Annotated in this window: 2 protein-coding genes; one reads left to right on the top strand and one right to left on the bottom strand. The window is 53.6% G+C overall.

Annotated features, from left to right (window positions below; translation table 11 throughout):
* Positions 1-77 precede the first annotated feature (77 nt).
* The gene (locus tag HT737_RS29345; protein WP_182401583.1) at positions 78-395 is read left to right on the top strand and encodes a hypothetical protein; all 318 of its coding nucleotides are present in this window, start codon (positions 78-80) and stop codon (positions 393-395) included.
* Between the two features lie 16 nt (positions 396-411).
* Here HT737_RS29345 and HT737_RS29340 read toward each other — a convergent pair whose 3' ends face one another.
* Positions 412-708, bottom strand: a complete 297-nt coding sequence (locus HT737_RS29340; protein WP_182401585.1) for a hypothetical protein — start codon at positions 706-708, stop codon at positions 412-414.
* Between the last annotated feature and the right edge of the window lie 116 nt (positions 709-824).

Genomic DNA, 824 nt, shown 5'->3' with positions numbered 1-824 from the left:
CGTGGAGTTTGCTTTAAGGGTTTACCGATTCGGTCATCCGTTGAAAGCCAGCGCGATCAAACAGGAGGTATCAGGAAATGGGACCGAAGACGCAAAAGCTGCTCATCGTTCTTGATCAATTGATCGAGGTACTTGAATACGATGGAGACATGCACTGGAGCCAGTGGATGCGCAACACAAGAGCGCGTCTTCTTGCCTCTGATTATTCCGGGATCACCTACTTGTTATCGGCCTACGGTGGTATGGGCTCGTTCAATGATGTGGTTTTAGGGCAAAGTCGCGTCGATGGGGTATTTGCCTGGAAACCCGGCTACATCGAGTTGAACGAACAATTCGACACGTTGCGTGCCGAGGCAGCACAACTGGCCAAGGCAATCAGGGACTCGCAAAACTGACATTCCCTCGCCCCTCTCACTCATAAAACTTGCCGGCCAGCAAAATACTCGCACAGCGCTGCCATACGTTGGCTGAAGCGACTTCCGCCGCCACCTGCCTGGAACTGTCAATCGCCCAGGCACCTGCGGCTTCGAGAAACGCATCCACAGATCCATTTTCCCAACCCAAGGCGCTCCGCCCATAGGGGGACAGCGGTTCGTTCATCGTCTGCTCACGGGCGAAATCGGCACCCAGTGCCTGAATAAACGCAATGAACGATTGCTCGTCGTTCACACGCTCCAGCAATTCATCAAGATCATCAGTGCCAGACATCGTGGCAAATTCCTGTTGGTGAATGGGTTTGCCCGGGATGCTGCTATGCATCGACCAAAGGGTCAATCAGTCCGTCAAAACGGCCCCTGCGTCATCACCCGCGTCTCGATGATATT

This window comes from Pseudomonas sp. MD195_PC81_125, from assembly GCF_014060985.1.
GTDB lineage: Bacteria > Pseudomonadota > Gammaproteobacteria > Pseudomonadales > Pseudomonadaceae > Aquipseudomonas > Aquipseudomonas parakoreensis.
This window is presented reverse-complemented; position numbering and strand designations above follow the sequence as displayed.

Coding starts and splice junctions, on each gene's coding strand:
- HT737_RS29340 (WP_182401585.1), bottom strand. CDS start 708: ATGTCTGGCACTGATGATCTTGATGAATTGCTGGAGCGTGTGAACGAC.
- HT737_RS29345 (WP_182401583.1), top strand. CDS start 78: ATGGGACCGAAGACGCAAAAGCTGCTCATCGTTCTTGATCAATTGATC.